The following is a 15,974-nucleotide window of genomic DNA, read 5'->3' as shown; positions in this document are numbered from 1 at the left end:
CGGGCGACGACGAGGGCCGGGCTCAGCGCCGACCGGTGAGCATGCGCGTCACCTCACCCCAGCCGATGCGGCTGCCCGTCCGCAGGATCGACAGCGAGTAGATCCGCGAGGCCACCCACACCGCGGCCATGCACGCCAGAATCATCAGGCCGAACGTGCCCACGATCTGGGTGGTGTCGGTGTCACCGGTGGCGACCCGGATCGGCATGAGGACGGCGCTGAACGGCGGAATCCAACTGAGCGTCTCGATGAGCGGTGAGTCGAGCGCCTGGATGCCGAAGGTCCCCGAGTACAGGACGGCCATCGCCAGCAGCGTCAGCGGAGCCGAACTGGAGTTGAGCTCCTCCTGCCGGCTCACCATCGCGCCCGTCGCGGCGTAGAGCGCGGCGAAGAACAGGAAGCCGAGCAGGAACCACGCGATGACCGTCGCGAACACGGTGGTCGCGGTGCCCGTGAGCGTCAGGAGCCCGGTCGCGCGGCCGGTGATCAGCGCGGTCGTCCCCAGGACGAGGACTTGGAACAGCGAGATGGTGCCGATGCCGAGGACCTTGCCCCACAGCAGATGCAGCGGCCGGACCGTCGAGAGCAGGAGTTCGACGATCCGCGACGCCTTCTCCTCGACCACGCCGACGGCCACCATGAGGCCGCCCATCATGATCGCCATGACGAGCAGCAGGGAGCCGATGAGGGCGACCGAGATGCGCTGCGCCTCGTCCGGCTTCTGCTCCTGGGTCCGGGTCATCGCCAGATCGGTCCGGGGGAGGGTCGCGGCGTCCACACCCCGGGCGTCGAGGGCGGTCGTCAGGGACCGCTGTGCGACGACGCCGCGCAGGACGCCCTCGACGGTGGGGTCCATCGTGTTCTTGCTGATCGCGCGATAGGACCCGTGGATCCCGATGATGAGCGCGGCGTCGACGTCACCGTCGTCGACGTCGGCGCGTGCGGTCGACGCGTCGGGAATCATGCGGGCGTCGATCTTCTGCCCGGCGGCGTCGCCCGCCGTCTCGATCGACTGCATGAGTGCCGGATCGCCGCCGACCACGCCGACGGACTTGGCTCCGTCGCCGCCGGAGAGGGCCGCCCAGACGATGCCGCCGACGACGATGACCGCGAGCATCAGACCGGTGCTGATGATGAAGGAGCGCTCGCGGATGCGGGTGCTGATCTCGCGCCCGGCGACGAGCGAGATGGAGGTGAAGGTCGAGTTCATCGTGGTCACACCAGCTCTCGGAACAGTTCGGTCAGGGTCGGCGCGTCGGTCGCGAAGCGGTGGACCTCGCCGGTCGCCAGTGCTGCGGCGAGGATCGCCTGGTCGTCGACGGCCGCGTCGGTGTGCAGTACCGTCCGCCGCGATGCGTCGTCGCCGTAGTCGACGGCGACGACGCCGGGCAGCCCGTCGGCCCACCGGGTCGACGGGGCGGGGCCGACCACTTCGAGGCGCAGTCCGTCGCGGGGACGCAACTCGTCGACCGTGCCGAGCGCCTTGATGACACCGTCGGAGATCACCCCGACGCGGTCGCAGAGACGCTCGACGAGGTCGAGCTGGTGGGAGGAGAAGATGACGGGGATGCCTTCGGCGGCCTTCTCGACGAGGACCTCGCTCATCACGTCGACCGCCACCGGGTCGAGGCCGGAGAAGGGCTCGTCGAGCACGAGGACGTCGGGGTCGTGGACGAGGGCGGCGGCCAGCTGGACGCGCTGCTGGTTGCCGAGCGACAGGTCGTTGACCGCGGAGCCGATGCGTTCGGCGATGCCGAGTCTGCCGGTCCAGCGCTGCGTCGCGGCGACGGCGTCGGCCTTCGACAGTCCGTGCAGGCGCGCCAGATAGACGAGTTGGTCGCCGACCTTCATCTTCGGGTACAGGCCGCGCTCCTCGGGCATGTAGCCGATCCGCTTGCGTGCCTCGGCGTCGATCGGGGCGTCGCCGAGATGCACCTGTCCGGAGTCGGCGGCCAGGACGCCGAGGATGATGCGCATGGTGGTCGACTTCCCGGCGCCGTTGCTGCCGACGAATCCGAAGATCTCGCCGGCGGCAACGGAGAAGGTCACATCGGTCAGTGCGGTGACGGGGCCGTAGCTCTTGGCCAGGCCGCGGACGTGGAGTGCGTGGGTCACGGTCAGTTCTCCCGGTGTTCGGTCAGGGCGGGGTTCGGCGGGTCGGGGTGCGGCGGGTCGGGGTACGGGGGTCGGGGAACTCGTCGTCGGGGTCCTGGGTCCACCAGGAGACGAGGATGTCGGGCAGGCAGGAGATCGCGTACACGCAGGCGATGAGCAGCCAAGCGGTGGACACCAGGGTCTGGCTGCTCACCGAGTCGCGCATCGACAGGGTGATGAGGAGGGCGTAGACGACGATCATCAGCGGCATGATGAGGCTGTAGCAGATCGACCGGGCGGCGTTGCGCTGCGCGAGCTAGATCTCGTCGAGGACTGCGGCGGGGGCGTCGGCGACCGATCCGGTGACGACCCGCAGCGTCATCAGCGCGGTGATCGAGACGGCCAGGCCGACGCCGAAGGGGATCGCGGCCCACGGGGTGCTCCAGAACGATGCGACGGCCGCGATGAGCGTCACGTCGAGGAAGATCAGGACCGTGACGGCCAGGGCCCGTCTGCCGCGGCGGTTCCGCAGGCCGGGGAGCCACCCGTCGGTGAAGGAGACGAAACGGTCGTGGCGGGCGGCCGAGCGTTCGGTGTACCGCTGGACCCATCGGGGGACGGCGTCCTCGGGGAACACGTAGTTCGGGTCACGCATCGGATCTCCTTCCGTACAGTTCGCTGGACATCGCCGTGAACTCGGTGCGACTGAAGACGGCCTCCACCGGGAGCTCGAAGACCTCGCAGATGCGCATGGCGAGGTCGAGGCTGGGGTAGTTGTCGCCGCGTTCGAGCGCGCCGACCGATTGGACGTTGATGTCGACGAGGTCGGCGAGTGCGGCCCGCGACAGGCCCCGTTCGGCACGAAGCACTGCGAGACGGTTGTAGATGGGGCGCTTCGGCCCCCGCCTGACAGGACTCACATGACAAAGTGTTAGGAAAACGCAACAAAATGTCAAGAGATCACCCTTAGTGAGCGGGTCGGGTCGGGCGCTCGATAGCATGCCCGCATGATTGTGAGCAGTACAGAAGGGGCCGTGACGACCATCGAGCTGGCCCGCGAGGCCAAGCGCAACGCGCTCGACGAGGCGATGGTCGACGACCTGTCGGCCGCGTTCTCGGCGGCCGTCGACGGCGGCGCACGGGCAATCGTCCTGACCGGTCGCGGAGCGGTCTTCAGCGCCGGTGCAGACCTGTCCGGCCCGGTGTACGACCCGGCCTTCATCGACAAGCTCGTCACCCTCATCGCACAGATCGAGCAGACGCCGATCCCGGTGGTCGCGGCCCTCAACGGCGCCGCGCTCGGCGCCGGCCTCCAACTGTCGATGGCCGCCGACCTGCGCGTCATGGCACCGGACGCCCTGGCCGGGATCCCGGCGGCGAAGATCGGCGTCACCGTGGACGAATGGACCATTCGACGCCTCGTCTCGCTGGTCGGCGCCGGCCCGGCACGCGGCATGCTCATCGGCTGCGACCCGCTCACCGCCGACCGCGCGTACGCGCTGGGATTCGCCAACCGGATCGGCGACCTCGCCGACGCCCGGCACTGGGCGGCGTCGATCGCCGAGCTGGCCCCCCTCACCCTCGCGCACTACAAGCTGGTGCTCACCGGTGACGGCGCCCGCGACGAGGCGCCCGCCGACCGTCACGCGGCGATGATGGCCGCCTGGGAGAGCGAGGACCTCGCCGAGGGACGGGCCGCCCGCGCGGAGAAGCGGACACCGGTCTTCCGCGGCCGCTGACCCGAGGAGGGCGCCGAGCGGGTCCGGGTCAGGCGCCGAGCGTCGTCGTCAGATACGGGTTGGCGAAGGTCCGCTCCGGATCGAACCGGCCGCGCACCTCGAGGAACTCGTCGAACCGGGGGTAGACGCCACGCAGATAGTCGGCGTCGCGCGTGTGCATCTTGCCCCAGTGCGGACGGCCCCCGTGCGCCACCATGATCTGTTCGACGTCGCGGAAGTAATCCCGTGCGGAACCGGTGTCGTCGCGGTGATACCGGTGTACGGCGATATACCCCGAGGTGCGTCCGGCGGCCGTGGACAGCATCAGATCGTCGGCCGCGGCGGCCCGCACCTCCACCGGGAAGCTCACCCGATGCCGTCGCCGGTCGATCATCGCCCGCAGTTCGCGCAGCGCGTCGGGAACCGCTTCGAGGGGAAGGGCGTACTCCATCTCCCGGAACCGGACACCCCGGTCGGAGATGAAGATCCGATCGGAGCGGTCCGTGTAGGTCCGGGCCGACAGCGCTCGCCCCGAGACCTGGTTGATGGTCGGCACCACGCCCGGAACCCGAGCGCTCAGCGCGCACAGGGCGCCGAAGAACTTGTTCGACAGCAGCTCGTCGTCGATGTAACGGCGTACCGAACCCGGGCCGGACGCCGGGGTGTCGGCGGGCAGCCGCGTGTTCGACTTCGTGAGGACTCGGGTGGTGTGCGGGAACCAGTAGAACTCGTAGTGATCCGTCGACGCGACGGCGTCGAGGAATCCCGCGAAGGTCTCCTCGGCGTCACCGGGCGCCTCGACGGCCTCGATCGCGAAGGCGTCCACGCACTGCAGGGTGATCTCGGTGAGGACGCCGAGGGCGCCGAGCCCCAGCGCGGCCGCGGCGAGATCGGGATCGTCCTCGGCGACGGTCCGCACGGTGCCCGTTCCGTCGACGAGCGTGACGCCGCGGATCTGCGTGGAGATCCCGCCGAACGCGACCCCCGTGCCGTGGGTGCCCGTGGCCGTGGCTCCGGAGACGGTCTGCCGGTCGACGTCGCCCAGATTGGTCATCGCCAGACCGAGGGGCTCGAGGATGTCCGGGATCTGATGCAGGTGCGTTCCGGCGCCCAGTGTGACGCGGCCCGCCTCGCGGTCGACGTGGCGGACGCCGGCGAACCCCGACATCGCGATCTGGACGTCGGGCGCCACCGCGACCTCCGAGAAACTGTGCCCGGCGCCCACGGGTTTGACCGTCCGGCCCCGGTCGGCGGCCTCGCGGACCGCGGCGGCCAGCTCGTCGGTGCTCTGCGGTGCGATGATCCGCTCGGGAGTGCACGACGCGGTGCCTCCCCAGTTGCTCCAGGTGTTCGTTGCGCGGGTGCTCACAGGAAGCACCTCCCCTCTCCTCGGTAGGTGGGCACCACGTCGGCCACGTGGGCCGTCCCCGATGCGTCTCGGTCGATCAGCGCCACGGCCTCGGCCCGCTCACACACCTCGCCGGACTTGGTGTGGCGGAACCACACGCGGTCGCCGACGGCCAGGGAGCGCGTCGCGTCACCGCGCAGCGGCGTCTGCACCTCGCCCGCACCCTCGGTGCCGATGTACGCCAGCCCCTCGGGCCACACGGGTTTGGGGACCCGGTCGTCGGCGGGCGGGCCGGAGGCGATCCAGCCGCCGCCCGCGCAGGTGACGATGTCGGTGTCGGGGCGGCGCAGGACGTCGAGTCCGAAGGCGAGCGCCGGTGCGGGCCGGAAGTGCCGGTAGGTGTCGAACAGGTGGCCGCCGAAGAATCCACTGCCCGCGGCGATGTCGGTGACGGCGCGGTCCTTCGCGGTCTCCTCGATCGACCCGGTGCCGCCGGCGTTGACGAACTCCAGGTCGGCGACCTCGCGCAGGGCGGCGATCTCCCGCCCGCGTCGGCGCCGCAACTCGAGCATCGACGCCGACTGCATCGCCGTGACGGCGGTGTTCATCAGCGTGCTGCCCGCCACCTGATTGCCGACGCCGGCGACCTGCGCCTCATACGACATCGCGCCCACGAGCCGGAACCCGTCGCGCGACGCGATGGTGCGGGCGAGGTCGCGCGCCTGCTCCACGGAGTGGATCGGTGAGCGCCGGACGCCGACGTGGACGCGGCCGCCGACGGCGCGCAGCGAGGCGTCGAGGTCGATCGCCACCCGGATCTCGGGTCGCGAGCCGGGCGACGCGACGGAGTCGACGACGTCGAGCTGGGCGGGGTCGTCCACCAGGAGGGTCACGCGCGAGCACGCGAGGTCGTCGGCGAGGAGGGCCGCCAGGGCGGAGCGCTTCACCGTCGGGTATCCCAGGAGCACGTCGGTGACATTCGATTCGGTGGCCAACCAGTGCGCTTCGGCGACGTCGAAGGCGAGCACGCCGGCGAAGCCCTCGCGGCCCAGCACGTCGTCGATCACCGAACGCACCCGCAGCGACTTGGAGGCCACCCGGATCGGGACGCCGCCGGCGCGCCGACGCAGGTCGGCGATGTTGTGTTCGAGCGCACCGAGATCGAGGGCCAGCACCGGCGAGTCCAGACCCGCTCGGCGCACCGCGTCGTCGATGCCGCCCCAGTACTGCGCGGGGTCGGTCACATGAAGGCGGCGGGCGGCGGGGGATCGGTGGGCGACGGGGTGCTCGGGGGACGGCATCGCGGGACGCGGCTCCTTCGTATGAGTGTGGGTGCGGCGGGTTCGACGGGGGTCGAGTGATACCGATTACGCTAGACAAGCATGACCCCAGATGAAAAGACGATCGTCCAAAGTTCGTCGATTTCGCGGGTTTCCAGGCGTGTCGCGGCACGAATCGCACCGCCGCTGAACGCCCTCGGGGCCGGACGCGCCGCGATCGCCGAGCACACCGCCCGCTCGCGCGTCGCCCGCGACGGCGTCTTCGGAAACCGCGAATCCGCGTCGCCCGCAGCCGGCCCCGACCTGTCGACGCTGATCGACATGGCTCGCCGGCCGGGAGTGCCGAGCCGTCCGATCCCCGTCCTGCGCCCCCGCTTCGCGCCGCGGCCCGCCGACCTCGAGGCCACCTGGCTGGGCCACGCCACCGCGGTCGTCGACGTCGACGGCCTCCGCTTCGTCACCGACCCCGTGCTCTCGATGCGCTGCTCGCCGTCGCAGCTCGTCGGACCGCGCCGCCTCCACCGCGCGCCGCTCACCGCGGGTGAACTGCCGCCCGTCGACGCCGTCGTGATCAGCCACGACCACTACGACCACCTCGACGTCGACACCATCGTCACCATCGCGCACACCGTGCCCGACGCGGTGTTCGTCGCCCCCCTCGGCGTCGGCGCCCATCTGACGGCGTGGGGTGTGCCGTCCGCCCGGATCCGCGAGGCCGACTGGTACGAGGACGTCACCGTCGCCGCCCGCGGGATCGAGGCGACGCTGCACGCCCGCCCGGCACGGCACTTCTCCGGTCGCGGCGTCACCCGCAATCTCACACAGTGGGTGAGCTGGGCGATCGTCGGGCCCCGCCACCGCGTGTTCTTCTCGGGCGACACCGGGCACAGCGACGTGTTCACCGAGGTCGGCGCCGAACTCGGTCCCTTCGACCTCGCGCTCATCGCGATCGGGGCCTACGACCCCGCGTGGCCCGACATCCACCTGAATCCGGAGGAGGCGCTCGACGTCTTCGGTCAGTTGAACGGCGCCGAGCGCGGCGGCCTGTTCGTGCCGATCCATTGGGGTACTTTCAATCTTGCGCGACATCCCTGGTCGGATCCGGTGCGCCGCCTCACCTCCGCGGCGGCGCGGCTCCGTGTCGATGTCCGCGTGCCGCGGCCGGGCGCGGATGTCGTGCCCCACGGTCGCACCGGCTCCGCTGTCCATGACCCGACCTGGTGGGAGAGATGCGCATGACCACACCGACGACGACCGGTCGGGATCCCGGCCTCACGGCCGCGGAGGTCGCCGACCGCCACGCCGCCGGCCAGGGGAACGTCACGCAGAGCAAGTCGGGGCGCACGGTCGGGCAGATCGTCCGCGCCAACGTCTTCACCCGGATCAACGCGATCCTCGGCGTGCTGTTCGCGATCGTCGCCTCCACCGGCTCGTTCATCAACGGGCTGTTCGGTCTGCTCATCATCGCCAACAGCGGTATCGGCATCATCCAGGAGATCCGCGCCAAGCGGACCCTCGACCGGCTGGCCATCATCGGCCAGACGCGGCCGGTCGTCCGGCGCGACGGTGTCGCCGCGGAGATCGCCGCCTCGGACGTCGTGGTCGGCGACCTCATCGAGTTGGGCCCGGGCGACCAGGTGATCGTCGACGGCGAGACCGTCGAGTCCGAATCGCTCGACATGGACGAGTCGCTGCTCACCGGTGAAGCCGACGCCGTCGACAAGGGGCCCGGCGACCAGATCATGTCGGGCAGCTTCGTGGTCGCCGGATCGGGCGCCTACCGGGCCACCAGGGTCGGCGCCGACTCGTATGCCAACCGGTTGGCCGAAGAGGCGTCGACGTTCACCCTCGTGCGTTCCGAACTGCGGTCGGGGATCGACCGCATCCTCAAGGTGATCACCTGGCTGCTCATCCCTGCCGGCATCCTCACCATCTTCAACCAGCTGTTCATCAGCCAGAGCGGCCTGCGGTCCGCGCTGCTCGGCATGGTGGCCGCCCTCGTCCCGATGGTGCCCGAGGGGCTCGTGCTGATGACGTCCATCGCGTTCGCCGTCGGCGTCATCCGCCTCGGCCAGCGCCAGTGCCTGGTCAACGAGCTGCCGGCGATCGAGGGCCTCGCGCGCGTCGACGTCGTGTGCACCGACAAGACCGGCACGCTCACCGAGAACGGGATGCGCCTGTCGGAGGTGCGCATCGTCCGTGACGGTGTGGAGCAGGCTCGGGTGGAGGCCGCGCTCGCGGCCGTCGCCGCCCACGATCCGCGTCCCAATGCGAGCATCCAGGCCGTCGCCGAGGCCTTCCCCGACGCCCCCGACTGGCACACCTCGGCGGTGTTGCCGTTCAGCTCGGCCAACAAGTTCTCCGGCATGTCATTCGCCGGGCCCGACGGAGCGTCGCACGACAACTGGCTGATCGGCGCCCCCGACGTGCTGCTCGACCCGGACTCGGAGACCGCGCGGGCGGCGTCCGACCTCGGCTCGACGGGCCTGCGCATCCTGCTGGTCGGCACCACCGACGTCCCCGTCGACACCGAGCCCGACGGTCCGTCGCCGGTTCCCGGCGACCTGGTCCCGACGGCGCTCGTGGTGCTCGAGCAGCGGGTCCGCCCCGATGCTCGCGACACGATCGAGTACTTCGAGTCGCAGCGCGTCGCGGTCAAGATCATCTCCGGCGACAACGCGCGCTCGGTGGGGGCGGTCGGCGAGTCGCTGGGGCTGGGGACGCCGGACTCCGCGGTCGACGCCCGGTCGCTGCCCGCCGGCGACGACGAGCTCGCCGAGGTGATCGCCGACCACGATTCGTTCGGTCGGGTGCGACCCGACCAGAAGCGGGCCATGGTCAAGGCGCTCCAATCGCGTGAGCACACCGTCGCGATGACCGGAGACGGCGTCAACGACGTCTTGGCCCTCAAGGACGCCGACATCGGCGTGGCGATGGGTTCGGGGTCGTCGGCGGCCCGATCGGTCGCTCAGATCGTGTTGCTCGACAACAAGTTCGCGACCCTCCCGTATGTGGTCGGTGAGGGTCGGCGCGTCATCGGCAACATCGAACGCGTCTCGAACCTGTTCCTCACCAAGACCGTGTACGCGGTGCTGCTGGCCGTGCTCATCGGCATCGCCGGGCTGTTGGCGAAGGCGTTCGACTGGGCGCCGGTCAGCTACCCGTTCCAGCCGATCCACGTGACGATCTCGGCGTGGTTCACCATCGGCATCCCGGCGTTCATCCTGTCGCTGGCACCGAACAACGAGCGCGCCAAGACCGGATTCGTGCGGCGCGTCCTGGTGCAGGCCGTCCCGAACGGGATCATCGTCGGACTGTCGACGTTCGTGTGCTTCATGCTGGTCAACCGGGATCATTCGGCCGGTCTCGGTGCGTACGCCGCCCAGTTGGCGACGGACCCGTCCGCGTCGCTCGCGGCGGCGGCGAACGCCACGCAGACCGTCGGCGCCGTGCAGACGCAGGCGGCCACCGCGGCGCTCATGACGTTGATCGCCGTCGCCGTCTACGTGCTGGTGGTCGTCGCACGCCCGTACAACTGGTGGAAGATCGTGCTCCTGGTGGTCTCCGCACTCGCCTACGTCGCGATCTTCACCGTCCCGTTCTCGCAGGACCTGTTCCACCTGGATTCGTCGAACGGCCGGATGATGGCGATCGCCGCCGTGTGCGCTGCCGTCGGGATCGTGGCCGTCGAGGTGTCGTCGCGGGTGCTCAACGCGATGCTCGACCGGAGGTCCCAGGCGACGGTCGACGCCGCGTCGTCGTAGGATTCCCTCATGGATCTCAAGGGAATGGTCGATAAGGCCAAGAACGCACTGAAGTCGAACCCCGATCTCATCGAGAAGGGCGGCGACCTGGTCGACAAGGCGACCGGCAACAAGTACGCCTCGCAGGTAGACAAGGCTCAGGACGCCGCACGCAAGGCCGTGGGCGCCCAGGACCGGGGTGAGCAGACCAAGAGCGAGCAGACCAAGGGTGAGCAGAACAGGGACGCGGGCGACAAGTAGTCGCCACCGGCCCGCGGGGCCCGCGAGGTCTCCCGTCAGGCCCGGGGGTGGCGTCGGTACGCCGACACCGACGGCTCCCCGCGGATCCAGAACCGCCACGGTCGGTCGGCGGCCAGACGCACCCCCACGCGCGGGCCGGACTCGATGCGGGACTCGTCGAGAGTCGAGGGCTCCGGATCGAGGTGAACCCCCGACGGGTCGGTCAGATCCGTCGCGAGGTCGGCCTTCGTGATGCCGAGCGCCCTGGTCAGATTGCCCGGGCCCCGCGCCAGCCGATGGTCGGGCACGGCGCCGCGCCGTTCGCGCGCGGCGTCGATGCCGTCGGTCACGATGCCCGCGCGCAGGAGGACGGCCGCGCCGCGCCCCTCCGGGCTGGTCACGATGTTCGCGCAGTGGTGGGTGTGAATCTGGTAGACGTACAGGCGGTTCGGCGGACCGTACATGATCTGTGACCGCGGTGTCCGCGTGTAGGCGTGCGACGCCGGGTCGTCGGGCCCGTTGTAGGCCTCCACCTCGGTGATGAGCAGTGATGCGCCGTGGCCGACGAGTCGTCGGCCGAGGAGGGCACGGGCTTCGGCGAGGACCGGGACCCCGTCCTGCTGTGACCGCGGGTTGCGGTTACTGTCTGTAGCCATGGCGAAGACCAGTGATTCCATTCATGTCGCACTCTCCCCGGAGGATACCTTCGTCGCGGCGGCCGACCTGGCCCGCTACGACGAGTGGCTGGTGCTCCACGACGGGTGGCGCAGCCCGCTGCCGACGGTCGACGAACTGACCGTCGGGACCGAGATCTCGTCGGTCGTCTCGGTGAAGGGCGCACGCGTCCGGTTCGCGTGGCAGATCGAGAAGTTCGACCGGCCGAACCGGGTGGTCCTCAAGGGCGCCGGCAAGGGCGGCGTCAAAGCGAAGATCGATCTGAGCGTGGCTCCCGACGGCGACGGCTCGGAGGTCACCTTCCTCATCGACCTCGGCGGACTGCCCCTCATGGGTCCCGCGGGCAAGGCTGCGGCCAAGGCGGTCAAGGGCGACATCGAGAAGTCGCTCGCGCGGTTCACCGCGCTGTTCGGCTGACGGGCCTGTTCGGCTAGTCTGCCGGCCGGAAGCCGCCGGACTCTGCGGTCGGTGCGGTGGCGAACCACAGATCGGCGTGCGCCGCGGCGTATCCCGGATGGTCGGGCAGGTAGTAGAGGCCGGAGGTGGTGTCGGCCTTGATCGGGTAGCCGTCGGGCGCGCGGTCGGGGTCGGGCAGCGGTCGAGATGCGCCGATCGGCAGCGGTACGGCGCCCCCCTCGGACGGCACGCGGGCGCCGGGCTTCGGCGGATTCTTCGCCGCCTCCTGCGCGGCCCGCGCCCGGGCGATGGCCGCGGCCGCGCTGGATTCGGTGCCGTCGGCCAGCGCCCGAATCCGCGCCTCGCGGTCCGGTGTGACCTCCGGGAAGCCGGGTCCCTGCGCGGGGGAGTAGCTCGCGTAATCGTAGGAGTCCCGGCCGCGGAACCAGGCCAGCAGGAGCACGAGCAGCGGGGCGAGCAGCAACAGTGCCAGCCACCACCACGGCGAGATCCCGTCGTCGCACGATGCCGCGGCGAGGGGTGCGTGCTCGACCGTCGCCGCCGACGCGGTCGCCGGCACCAGCAGCGTGCCACCGGTGGCGACCGATCCGAGAATGACGGAGCGCAGGACCATCGCCGTCTGGGATCGTGCCGTCCGGGATCGGGTCATCCGGGATCGCGTCGTCCTGGATCGCGTCGTCCTGGATCGCGTCGTCACTGTCGAGTCCTCCTGGCTCCGTCGCATGGAACATGCTTCGCATCTCGACCTTAGACAGTGCTCGTCGCGCACGTGCGCTTACGTCGGCGCCGGTCGCGTGGTCGTGATGTGCCGAGGTCGTGATGTCGGTGCTCCCGGCAGGATTCGAACCTGCGACACCCGCTTTAGGAGAGCGGTGCTCTATCCCCTGAGCTACGAGAGCTGGGACCGGCCGAGGTCGTGGCGGACGATCGGTGATCGGTCGCCGCGGCCGGTCGCGTCGGCGGCTCGATGGGGACGCAGTCGCCGACGGAAAGAGTCTACGCGAGGGGGTCGGGCGGGGCTCGGCGACTCGCGTCCGCGAGGCCGGCGGCTACCGTAGTGGTCATGGCGAAGACGATCACGGGTCAGCGGACGGTGCTGGTCACCGGCGCGAGCAGCGGCATCGGTGCGGCGGTCGCGAGGAATCTGGTGGCTGCGGGCCACAAGGTGTACGGCACCAGCCGCAACCCCGACACGGTGAGCAACCCGATCCCCGGTGTCACGTACGTGCGCCTCGACAACGCCGACTATGCGTCGGCGCAGGCGTGCGTCGACGCGATCGGCGACATCGACGTGCTCATCAACAATGCGGGCGAGAGCGCGGCGGGCGCCTTCGAGGACACGCCGATGGACGCCGTCGAGCGACTGTTCGCGATCAACGTGTTCGGTCCCGTCGCGCTCACCAAGGCGGTGCTGCCGCGGATGCGGGCACGCGGCAGCGGCACCGTGGTGATGGTCGGTTCCATGCTCTCGAGCTTCCCGGTCGCCTTCCGCACCAACTACGCCGCCACCAAATCGGCACTCAAGGGCTATGCGATGGCACTGCGCCGGGAGGTGGCGCCGTACGGCATCTCGGTGGTCATGGTGGAACCCGGCACCATCGCCACGGGCATCGGCGACCGCCGGACCATCCACATCGGCGACGACTCGGTGTATCGCGACGAGTACGCGAAGGTCGCCGCCGCCACGCGTCGCAACGAAGAGAAGGGCATCTCGGCCGCCGAGATGGCCGAGACCATCGTCGACGCCGCGTTGACGGTGCACCCGAAGCCCTTCTACGCCCGCGGCAACCGCGCCCCGGTGGTGTTCGCCCTGGCGCGACTCGTCCCGCGCCAGGTCGTCTTGGATCTGACCGCGCGGATCCACGGTCTGCGACGGGTGCGGCCCTGACCGCCGCCGTCACGCTGCGCGTCATCGGCATCGGACCCGGCGGACCGCGGCAGATCACCCTCGAAGCCGTCGACGCCATCGGCGCGACCGACGTGTTCTTCCTCCTCGACAAGGGCGGGCGCACGGGGGAGCTCACCGCCGTGCGCGAAGAGATGCTCACCGCGCACGCGCCCGCGGAACACCGGGTGGTGGCCGTCCCCGACCCGCCGCGCGACCGCGACCCGGACGACTACGAAGCCGAGGTGCGACGCTGGCACCGCGCCCGCGTCGACGCCCTGCACACGGCGATCACCGCGAACCTCGCGCCCGGCGAGACCGGTGGCTTCCTGGTGTGGGGCGACCCGGCGCTCTACGACTCCACGCTGCGCATCCTCGCGCAGCTCGCAGACGACGCCGACGGCGGCGTGACGATCGAGGTGGTCCCCGGCGTGACGAGCGCATCGGCGCTCACCGCAGCGCACGGCATCGTCGCCCACGGCATCGGTGAGCCCGTGCTCACCACCACCGGACGGCGGCTCGCGCAGACACCCGACGGTGCAGACCTCAACCAGATCGTCATGCTCGACTCCCACCTCGCGTTCCGGGAGACCGCGGCGCCCGACGATATCGTCCACTGGGGCGCCTACGTGGGCACCGACCACCAGATCCTCGTCAGCGGTCGCGTCGCCGACGTGACCGACGAGATCGTCGCCAGCCGCGCCGCGGCACGCGAGCGCCACGGCTGGGTGATGGACATCTACCTGTTGCAGCGGGCCCGCTGACCCCGGCCGGGGAGTCGATCACGTTCCGCACTCGCTCACCAGGGGCTCGCGACGGCGTCGAGGACGGCGTCGGCGATCTCCGTGCGACAGATGATGAAGTCGGGCAGGTACGGCTTCGGATTGTTGTAGACGATCGGCCGGCCGTCGAGACGGCTGCAATGCAGGCCCGCCGCCAGCGCGACGCCCACCGGCGCACAGTTGTCCCACTCGAACTGGCCGCCCGAATGCACGTAGGCGTCGACGTCGCCCCGGACCACCGCCATCGCCTTGGCCCCCGCCGACCCGATGCGCACCTCGGCCAAGTCGAGGCGGGCGGCGACGGCCGCCGAATGATACGAATGCCCGAACCGGGACACGGCCATGCGGCCGGTGAGCGGCCCGTCGACGACGGCGACCTCGTCGCTGCGGAAGACCTCACCGCGCGCCGGCAACGACACCGCGGCCACCTCCGGCACACCGTCGACGGTGAGGGCGACGTGCACAGCCCAGTCGTCGGTGCCCATCGCGAACTCCGACGTCCCGTCGAGCGGGTCGATGATCCACACGCGCTCCGCGGACGACCGGTCCCCGACATCGGCGGCCTCCTCGGAGAGGACCGCATCGCGGCGGCGGTGCGCACGCAGGACCGTCGAGATCCACGCCTGGGCCATCGCGTCGCCCACGTCACCGAGATGCCTGCCCCGCAGCAGGCCGCCGTGCCGGACGCCCAGGAGGATGTCGCCGGCGCCCGCGGCGATGGTCGCGGCGAGGTCGGCGTCGGACGACTCGGTGGACCTGGGGCGCATTCCATCACTAGATCACACGACACTCCCGCACGGTCCCCGACCATAGCGAACAGTGGAGCAGGCGGACGCGATGGCGCAGACTGGGAGGCATGCCGGAGCTTCCCGAGGTCGCGGCCATCGCCCACCACCTCGACTCACGCGTCGCCGGCCTCCCGATCCGGCGGGTCGACGTCGCGTCCCTCGCCGTGCTCAAGACCGCGGACCCGCCGTACACGGCGCTCGTCGGCCGGACGGTCACCGGCGTCGACCGCATCGGCAAATACCTCGTCGTCCGCACGGTCGTCGACCGCGCCGCCGGCGGAGCCCCGGACGGCGCGGCAGCAGACGACACGGCTGCCGACGACACGGCAGGGGAGATCGACCTGGTGATCCATCTGTCACGTGCGGGCTGGGTCCGATGGCGCGACACACTGCCGCCGACCCCGCCGCGACCGGGCGGTGCCGTCGCCGTGCGCGTGCACTGCGGACTGCCGGACGAGGGATTCGACGTCACCGAGGCCGGGACGCGGAAACGACTGGCGGCGTGGGTGGTTCGCCACACCGACGAGGTGGCGCGCATCGCGGCTCTCGGTCCCGACGCGCTCGCCGTCTCGCGAGACGACTTCGGTGAGATCGTCGCGGCGAGCACCGCTCGGGTGAAGAACCTGTTGATCGATCAGCGGTCGCTGGCGGGCATCGGCAACGCGTACTCCGACGAGATCCTGCACACCGCGCGCTGCTCCCCGTTCGCGACCGGCGCCACCCTCCCGCCCGGCCGCGTCGACGACCTGTACGAGGCGATGCGGACGGTGCTGCGCGAGGCGACCGACCGTCTCGATGGGAGCGAGGTCGCGCGGCTGAAGTCCGAGAAGCGCACCGGCCTGCGCGTACACGGCCGCACCGGCCTCCCGTGCCCGGTGTGCGGCGACACGGTCCGCGAGGTGTCGTTCAGCGACCGGTCGTTCCAGTACTGCCCGACGTGCCAGACCGACGGCCGGGTGTTGGCCGATCGACGGATGTCACGCCTGCTGCGTTGACGATGGGGC

18 protein-coding genes and 1 tRNA gene are annotated in these 15,974 nt (G+C 70.7%); 8 read left to right on the top strand and 11 right to left on the bottom strand.

Annotated features, from left to right (window positions below):
* Positions 1–22 precede the first annotated feature (22 nt).
* The 5 genes from G528_RS0109685 to G528_RS0109670 are packed head-to-tail and all read right to left on the bottom strand — an operon-like array spanning position 23 to position 3,014.
* Positions 23–1,210 (bottom strand): ABC transporter permease, encoded by a 1,188-nt coding sequence (locus tag G528_RS0109685; protein WP_026918792.1) that lies wholly within the window; start codon positions 1,208–1,210, stop codon positions 23–25.
* Positions 1,211–1,215: 5 nt separating this feature from the next.
* Positions 1,216–2,115: an ABC transporter ATP-binding protein gene (locus G528_RS0109680; RefSeq protein ID WP_026918791.1), complete on the bottom strand. Its 900-nt coding sequence runs from the start codon at positions 2,113–2,115 to the stop codon at positions 1,216–1,218.
* A gap of 22 nt (positions 2,116–2,137) precedes the next feature.
* Positions 2,138–2,365 carry a hypothetical protein gene (locus tag G528_RS18805; protein WP_245569735.1) on the bottom strand — a complete coding sequence of 76 codons (228 nt, stop codon included), beginning with the start codon at positions 2,363–2,365 and terminating at the stop codon, positions 2,138–2,140.
* Between the two features lie 45 nt (positions 2,366–2,410).
* Entirely contained in the window at positions 2,411–2,749 is a 339-nt protein-coding gene (locus tag G528_RS18800) for a hypothetical protein (RefSeq protein ID WP_084638137.1), read from the bottom strand.
* Positions 2,742–3,014, bottom strand: coding sequence for a helix-turn-helix transcriptional regulator (locus tag G528_RS0109670; protein WP_026918790.1), 273 nt, complete (start codon positions 3,012–3,014; stop codon positions 2,742–2,744). Before G528_RS0109670 ends, G528_RS18800 begins: the two co-directional genes overlap by 8 nt.
* 87 nt (positions 3,015–3,101) lie before the next feature.
* On the opposite strand from G528_RS0109670, the gene G528_RS0109665 reads away from it, so the two are divergent.
* On the top strand, positions 3,102–3,833 hold the full coding sequence (locus G528_RS0109665; protein ID WP_026918789.1) for an enoyl-CoA hydratase: 732 nt from the start codon (positions 3,102–3,104) through the stop codon (positions 3,831–3,833).
* A gap of 28 nt (positions 3,834–3,861) precedes the next feature.
* On the opposite strand, the gene G528_RS0109660 is transcribed toward G528_RS0109665, so the two are convergent.
* Both G528_RS0109660 and G528_RS0109655 read right to left on the bottom strand, forming a co-directional pair.
* Positions 3,862–5,190 carry a D-arabinono-1,4-lactone oxidase gene (locus G528_RS0109660; RefSeq protein ID WP_026918788.1) on the bottom strand — a complete coding sequence of 443 codons (1,329 nt, stop codon included), beginning with the start codon at positions 5,188–5,190 and terminating at the stop codon, positions 3,862–3,864.
* Entirely contained in the window at positions 5,178–6,461 is a 1,284-nt protein-coding gene (locus tag G528_RS0109655) for an alanine racemase (protein WP_051198616.1), read from the bottom strand. The genes G528_RS0109660 and G528_RS0109655 overlap by 13 nt, the downstream gene beginning before the upstream one ends.
* Positions 6,462–6,542: 81 nt before the next feature.
* On the opposite strand from G528_RS0109655, the gene G528_RS0109650 reads away from it, so the two are divergent.
* From G528_RS0109650 to G528_RS0109640, 3 genes are read left to right on the top strand one after another with little or no spacing between them, the layout of a single operon-like run.
* A complete protein-coding gene (locus tag G528_RS0109650) occupies positions 6,543–7,679 on the top strand; it encodes an MBL fold metallo-hydrolase (protein WP_084638136.1) in 1,137 nt (378 codons plus the stop codon).
* Positions 7,676–10,204 (top strand): HAD-IC family P-type ATPase, encoded by a 2,529-nt coding sequence (locus G528_RS0109645; RefSeq protein WP_026918785.1) that lies wholly within the window; start codon positions 7,676–7,678, stop codon positions 10,202–10,204. Before G528_RS0109650 ends, G528_RS0109645 begins: the two co-directional genes overlap by 4 nt.
* Before the next feature lie 9 nt (positions 10,205–10,213).
* A complete protein-coding gene (locus G528_RS0109640) occupies positions 10,214–10,444 on the top strand; it encodes an antitoxin (protein WP_026918784.1) in 231 nt (76 codons plus the stop codon).
* Positions 10,445–10,479: 35 nt separating this feature from the next.
* On the opposite strand, the gene G528_RS0109635 is transcribed toward G528_RS0109640, so the two are convergent.
* Positions 10,480–11,100: a DNA-3-methyladenine glycosylase gene (locus G528_RS0109635; protein ID WP_026918803.1), complete on the bottom strand. Its 621-nt coding sequence runs from the start codon at positions 11,098–11,100 to the stop codon at positions 10,480–10,482.
* Between G528_RS0109635 and G528_RS0109630 the strand changes: the two genes are divergently transcribed.
* The gene (locus G528_RS0109630; protein ID WP_026918783.1) at positions 11,078–11,515 is read left to right on the top strand and encodes a type II toxin-antitoxin system Rv0910 family toxin; all 438 of its coding nucleotides are present in this window, start codon (positions 11,078–11,080) and stop codon (positions 11,513–11,515) included. The genes G528_RS0109635 and G528_RS0109630 overlap by 23 nt on opposite strands.
* Positions 11,516–11,528: 13 nt before the next feature.
* Here G528_RS0109630 and G528_RS17080 read toward each other — a convergent pair whose 3' ends face one another.
* Both G528_RS17080 and G528_RS0109620 read right to left on the bottom strand, forming a co-directional pair.
* Positions 11,529–12,164 carry a sunset domain-containing protein gene (locus G528_RS17080; RefSeq protein ID WP_051198614.1) on the bottom strand — a complete coding sequence of 212 codons (636 nt, stop codon included), beginning with the start codon at positions 12,162–12,164 and terminating at the stop codon, positions 11,529–11,531.
* 177 nt (positions 12,165–12,341) lie between these two features.
* Positions 12,342–12,414 (bottom strand) — tRNA-Arg (locus tag G528_RS0109620).
* 164 nt (positions 12,415–12,578) lie between these two features.
* Here G528_RS0109620 and G528_RS0109615 point away from each other — a divergent pair.
* Positions 12,579–13,403 carry an SDR family oxidoreductase gene (locus G528_RS0109615; protein WP_026918782.1) on the top strand — a complete coding sequence of 275 codons (825 nt, stop codon included), beginning with the start codon at positions 12,579–12,581 and terminating at the stop codon, positions 13,401–13,403.
* Complete coding sequence (gene cobF, locus G528_RS0109610) at positions 13,400–14,164, top strand: precorrin-6A synthase (deacetylating) (protein WP_035719617.1); 765 nt, start codon at positions 13,400–13,402, stop codon at positions 14,162–14,164. The genes G528_RS0109615 and cobF overlap by 4 nt, the downstream gene beginning before the upstream one ends.
* A 35-nt stretch (positions 14,165–14,199) precedes the next feature.
* Here cobF and G528_RS0109605 read toward each other — a convergent pair whose 3' ends face one another.
* A complete protein-coding gene (locus G528_RS0109605; protein ID WP_026918781.1) occupies positions 14,200–14,949 on the bottom strand; it encodes a 3'(2'),5'-bisphosphate nucleotidase CysQ in 750 nt (249 codons plus the stop codon).
* 89 nt (positions 14,950–15,038) lie between these two features.
* Between G528_RS0109605 and G528_RS0109600 the strand changes: the two genes are divergently transcribed.
* The gene (locus G528_RS0109600; RefSeq protein ID WP_026918780.1) at positions 15,039–15,965 is read left to right on the top strand and encodes a DNA-formamidopyrimidine glycosylase family protein; all 927 of its coding nucleotides are present in this window, start codon (positions 15,039–15,041) and stop codon (positions 15,963–15,965) included.
* The last annotated feature ends 9 nt before the right edge of the window (positions 15,966–15,974 follow it).

This window comes from Gordonia shandongensis DSM 45094, from assembly GCF_000423025.1.
GTDB classification, from domain to species: Bacteria; Actinomycetota; Actinomycetes; order Mycobacteriales; family Mycobacteriaceae; genus Gordonia; species Gordonia shandongensis.
Note: the sequence above shows the minus strand (reverse complement) of the source record. Positions and strands in the feature narration are given on the sequence as shown.

Bases quoted from the DNA above. Each gene is read 5' to 3' on its own strand.
- G528_RS0109635 (WP_026918803.1), bottom strand. From the start codon at position 11,100: ATGGAATCACTGGTCTTCGCCATGGCTACAGACAGTAACCGCAACCCG.
- G528_RS0109655 (WP_051198616.1), bottom strand. From the start codon at position 6,461: ATGCCGTCCCCCGAGCACCCCGTCGCCCACCGATCCCCCGCCGCCCGC.
- G528_RS0109685 (WP_026918792.1), bottom strand. From the start codon at position 1,210: ATGAACTCGACCTTCACCTCCATCTCGCTCGTCGCCGGGCGCGAGATC.
- G528_RS0109650 (WP_084638136.1), top strand. From the start codon at position 6,543: ATGACCCCAGATGAAAAGACGATCGTCCAAAGTTCGTCGATTTCGCGG.
- G528_RS0109665 (WP_026918789.1), top strand. From the start codon at position 3,102: ATGATTGTGAGCAGTACAGAAGGGGCCGTGACGACCATCGAGCTGGCC.
- G528_RS0109630 (WP_026918783.1), top strand. From the start codon at position 11,078: ATGGCGAAGACCAGTGATTCCATTCATGTCGCACTCTCCCCGGAGGAT.
- G528_RS0109640 (WP_026918784.1), top strand. From the start codon at position 10,214: ATGGATCTCAAGGGAATGGTCGATAAGGCCAAGAACGCACTGAAGTCG.
- G528_RS18805 (WP_245569735.1), bottom strand. From the start codon at position 2,365: ATGCCGCTGATGATCGTCGTCTACGCCCTCCTCATCACCCTGTCGATG.
- G528_RS0109615 (WP_026918782.1), top strand. From the start codon at position 12,579: ATGGCGAAGACGATCACGGGTCAGCGGACGGTGCTGGTCACCGGCGCG.
- G528_RS0109645 (WP_026918785.1), top strand. From the start codon at position 7,676: ATGACCACACCGACGACGACCGGTCGGGATCCCGGCCTCACGGCCGCG.
- G528_RS18800 (WP_084638137.1), bottom strand. From the start codon at position 2,749: ATGCGTGACCCGAACTACGTGTTCCCCGAGGACGCCGTCCCCCGATGG.
- G528_RS0109600 (WP_026918780.1), top strand. From the start codon at position 15,039: ATGCCGGAGCTTCCCGAGGTCGCGGCCATCGCCCACCACCTCGACTCA.
- G528_RS0109605 (WP_026918781.1), bottom strand. From the start codon at position 14,949: ATGCGCCCCAGGTCCACCGAGTCGTCCGACGCCGACCTCGCCGCGACC.
- G528_RS17080 (WP_051198614.1), bottom strand. From the start codon at position 12,164: ATGACCCGATCCCGGACGGCACGATCCCAGACGGCGATGGTCCTGCGC.